3 protein-coding genes are annotated in these 4,243 nt (G+C 66.7%); all 3 read right to left on the reverse strand.

Going from position 1 to position 4,243, the window contains the following annotated elements:
- A partial coding sequence (locus DBR34_RS24330; protein ID WP_308812570.1) for a POTRA domain-containing protein occupies window positions 1-806 on the reverse strand: 806 nt, incomplete at its 3' end.
- 280 nt (window positions 807-1,086) lie between these two features.
- Complete coding sequence (gene glyS / locus DBR34_RS20160; RefSeq protein ID WP_128098099.1) at window positions 1,087-3,183, reverse strand: glycine--tRNA ligase subunit beta; 2,097 nt, start codon at window positions 3,181-3,183, stop codon at window positions 1,087-1,089.
- Entirely contained in the window at window positions 3,180-4,091 is a 912-nt protein-coding gene (glyQ, locus tag DBR34_RS20165; protein ID WP_128098100.1) for a glycine--tRNA ligase subunit alpha, read from the reverse strand. Before glyQ ends, glyS begins: the two co-directional genes overlap by 4 nt.
- Between the last annotated feature and the right edge of the window lie 152 nt (window positions 4,092-4,243).

Below are 4,243 nucleotides of genomic sequence, written 5' to 3' on the forward strand. Positions count from 1 at the left end.
ACGTCCACCGGCACGTCACCGTTGGCATCGGCCTGGTCCGGGCGTGGCTGGATGTCGATCACGCTGAAGTAGTCCAGCTTGGTCAGCGATTCGCGCAGGCGGTCCAGCTTGCCTTCATGGAAATAGCTGCCCTTTTCCCAGTACACCAGCGGGTCGAACAGCGTGTCGACGAAGTAATCCTGGTGGAAGCGGATGTCGCCCATGTTGTAGCGGCGACCGCTGTCCCAGGTCAGGTCGATGTCGGCGGCATTCTCGGCGCGGGTGACCTGCACCTGGCGCTGGGTGTAGTCGGCATCGAAGTAGCCGCGTTCGGCCAGCCGCCGGGTCACGGTGATCTTGCTGGCTTCGTACTGGGTATGTTCGAAACGCTGCCCCTTGCGCGGCTTGAACTTCTCCAGGTCTTCCTGCAGGTACTGGTCCAGCTGCGCCGGCCCGGTGATGTCGATGTGCTCGCGCCGGACCAGCGTGGGCGGGCCCTTGTCGACCTGGATCACCACGCGCAGGTTTTCGCCCTCGCGCGGGCTGTCCACCTTGATCACCGGGTTGTAGTAGCCGAACGGCTCCAGGGCTTCACGGGTCTGGCGCTCGGCCTGGGACAACAGATACTCCAGCCGCGACTCGCCCTGGGGCTTGCCGATGGTGTCGTACAGCGACAGCGAGACCTCGATGTTCTCGATCATCTCGGCGTCGTCGCCCTTGTCCAGTCCTTTGATTTCCACCTTGTCGATGGTCCCGCGTGCGTGTGCCACCGAGGCGGTGACCAGCGACAGGAACATCAGGGGAAGGGCGTAATTCTTTGGCTGCATGGGGACAGCATAACGGGCCATTGCGAGCATGCGAAATCGGCGGGGCTGTTTCAGAATGACGGTGAAGGCCCCGTTAAAATCGCGCAGAACATCGGCTACGTCGTTTTCCACCCGGTCGATGCCGACACCTCGCCGGACAGATCCGTCCGCACGCGCGTGCGGCAGTGCCAATGCGGCCGACACCCGCGCACATGACAGGCCTGAAATGCAGAAGGCGCGAGCGGCCGGGGCCGTCGCGCCTTCTGCGTTACCACCTGCGGGCAGGGCTGCCCGCCACACCTCAGCTGGACAGGTGCTCGATCGCCGCCACGCTGCCCAGGCGGTCGCCCAGGCGCTTGAGCAGCGCCAGGCGGTTGCCACGCAGCGCCGGGTCTTCGGCATTGACCATCACCGCATCGAAGAACGCGTCCACCTGCGGGCGCAGGCGCGCCAGGCGGTTCAGCACGCTCACGTAGTCCTTGTGGTGCAGGCTGGCGTTGCTGTCGTCGATGGCCGCTTCCACCGCCTCGGCCAGTTCGCTCTCGGCCGGTTCGGCCAGCAGCGCCGGGTCGACCATGCCGGGAATGTCACCTTCGGCCTTGCGCAGGATGTTGCGGATGCGCTTGTTGGCCGCGGCCAGCGCATCGGCTTCGGGCAGCGCCGCGAAGATGCCGATGGCGTCGATGCGGCGGTCCAGGTCATACAGCGACGCCGGCTTCAGCTCGGCCACCGCGTTGAAGTGCGTGGCCGGCACGCCCTTGTCGGCGTAGTAGCCGCGCAGGCGGTCCAGGATGAAGTCGTACAGCTCCTGCGGCAGCGCCTCGGTCTTGCGCTCGGCACTGGGCTGCACGGCGGCCGGCAGGCCGGCCAGGGCGCTGTCCACCAGCGCGCGCAGGTCCAGGTCGAACCCGCTTTCGATGATCGTACGGGCCAGGCCCAGTGCATTGCGGCGCAGCGCGAACGGGTCCTTGTTGCCGGTCGGCTTGAGGCCCGCGGCGAAGCCACCGGCCAGCGTATCCAGGCGTTCGGCGATGGCCAGCACCTTGCCCAGCGCCGACAGCGCGATGTCATCGCCGCCGAAGCGGGGCTGGTAGGCCTCGTCGATGGCCAGCGCAACCTCGGGCGACTCGCCGCCGGTCAGCGCGTAATGCCGGCCGGCGATGCCCTGCAGCTCCGGGAACTCGTTGACCATGCGCGACTGCAGGTCGTTCTTGGCCAGCAGCGCGGCGCGCTTGGCCAGCACCGGGTCGGCGCCCACCTGCGGGGCGATCACCCCGGCCAGCGCCACCACGCGGCCCACCTTGTCGGCCACGCTGCCCAGCTTGGCCTGGTAGGTCACGGTCTTCAGGCCGTCGCCCATCGATTCCAGGCCCTGCTTGAGGTCCTCGTCGAAGAAGAACTTGGCGTCGGAGAAGCGCGGGCGGATCACCCGCTCGTAGCCCTTGGCGACCTCGTTCACGTCCTTCGATTCGATGTTGGCGATGCCGATGAATTTCTCGGTCAGCTTGCCGCCGGCATCGAGCACCGGGAAGAACTTCTGGTTGATTTCCATCGTCTCGATCAGCGCTTCCTGCGGCACCGCCAGGAATTCGCGCTCGAAACTGCACAGCACCGGTGCCGGCCATTCCACCAGGTTGACCACCTGTTCCAGGTTGTCATCGGTGATCCGCGCCTGGCCACCGGCCTTGGCCGCGGCGGCGTTGACCTGTTCGACGATGCGCGCACGGCGCACGTCGGCGTCCACCAGCACGAAGGCGGCCTGCAGCGAGCTGATGTAGTCCTCCGGCGAGGACAGCCACACGGTCTTGTCGTGCATGAAGCGATGGCCGCGGCTCATGCGGTCGGCCTTCAGGCCCAGCACTTCGGCCTCGATGATCTCGGTGCCGTGCAGCAGTACCAGCCAATGCACCGGGCGGGCGAACCCGTAGGCGTGGCTGCCCCAGCGCATCGGCTTGGGAATCGGCATCGCGGCGATCGCCTCGCGCAGGATCTCCGGCAGCAGCGCGGCGGTGCGCGCGCCCGGGGTGGTGGAACGGTGTACGAAGCGCTCGCCCTTGGCGTCGCTGGTGCGCTCCAGCGCGCTCCAGTCGATCCCGGCCTTGGCCGCGAAGCCCTGCAGCGCCTTGGTCGGCTGGCCCTCGGCATCCAGCGCGATGTTCAGGTACGGGCCCAGCACTTCGCTGTGCTGTTCGGGCTGCTCCACGGCCACGCCCGGCAGCAGCACGGCCAGCCGGCGCGGAGTCGACAACGGCTTGGCATCGCCGCGTTCAACGGCCACGCCCCGCTTGGCCAGGCCATCGACCACGCCATCGAAGAACGCCTGGGCCAGGCCCGGCAGCGCCTTCACCGGCAATTCTTCGGTGCCCAGTTCAATCAGCAGCGGCTGCATCGTGCTCATGCCTGCACCTCCTTGGCGGCGACGGCTTCGAGGCGCTTGGCCTCGTACAGCCTGGCCACCGCCTGGGCCAGCGCGCGCACGCGCAGGATGTAGCGCTGGCGCTCGGTCACGCTGATCGCACGGCGCGCGTCCAGCAGGTTGAAGGCATGGCTGGCCTTGCACACCTGCTCATACGCCGGCAGCGGCAGGCCCACATCGACCAGCTTCTGGGCTTCCTTTTCGCAGGCGTCGAAGCGGTGGAACATTTCCTCCACGTCGGCGTATTCGAAGTTGTATGTGCTCTGCTCGATCTCGTTCTGCAGGTACACATCGCCATAGGTCACCGGGGTGCCATCCGGACCGTAGGTCCACACCAGGTCATAGACGTTGTCGCAGTTCTGCAGGTACATGCACAGGCGTTCAAGACCGTAGGTGATCTCGCCCAGCACCGGCTTGCACTCCAGGCCGCCGGCCTGCTGGAAGTAGGTGAACTGGGTCACCTCCATGCCGTTGAGCCACACTTCCCAGCCCAGGCCCCAGGCGCCCAGCGTGGGCGATTCCCAGTTGTCCTCGACAAAGCGCAGGTCATGCACCAGCGGGTCGATGCCCAGCGCCTTGAGCGAATCCAGGTACAGCTGCTGGATGTTGTCCGGGCTGGGCTTCATCGCCACCTGGTACTGGTAATACCGCTGCAGGCGGTTCGGGTTTTCGCCATAGCGGCCATCGGTGGGACGGCGCGAGGGCTGCACGTACGCGGCGTTCCAGCTTTCCGGACCGATCGAGCGCAGGAACGTGGCCGGGTGGAAGGTGCCCGCACCGACCTCCAGGTCGAGCGGCTGGATCAGCACGCAGCCCTGCTGCGCCCAATACTGGTTGAGGGTCTGGATCAGGCCCTGGAAAGTGATGGGAACGTTCGTGGTGACGGACATGCGGCGGATTCTTGCCTGCAGGAGGGGTGCGCTAGTATAGCCAGCGACCGCGTTGCCGCCTTCCGGACGGCCCACCCCATTACTGCGCGCCTGGCGCGCTTCGAGGACTTTGGCGGATGGATCAGCGCCCCCCGGTACCTTTCGCCCACGCC

The organism is Stenotrophomonas sp. HMWF003, from assembly GCF_003061285.1.
Taxonomy (GTDB): Bacteria; Pseudomonadota; Gammaproteobacteria; order Xanthomonadales; family Xanthomonadaceae; genus Stenotrophomonas; species Stenotrophomonas maltophilia_AP.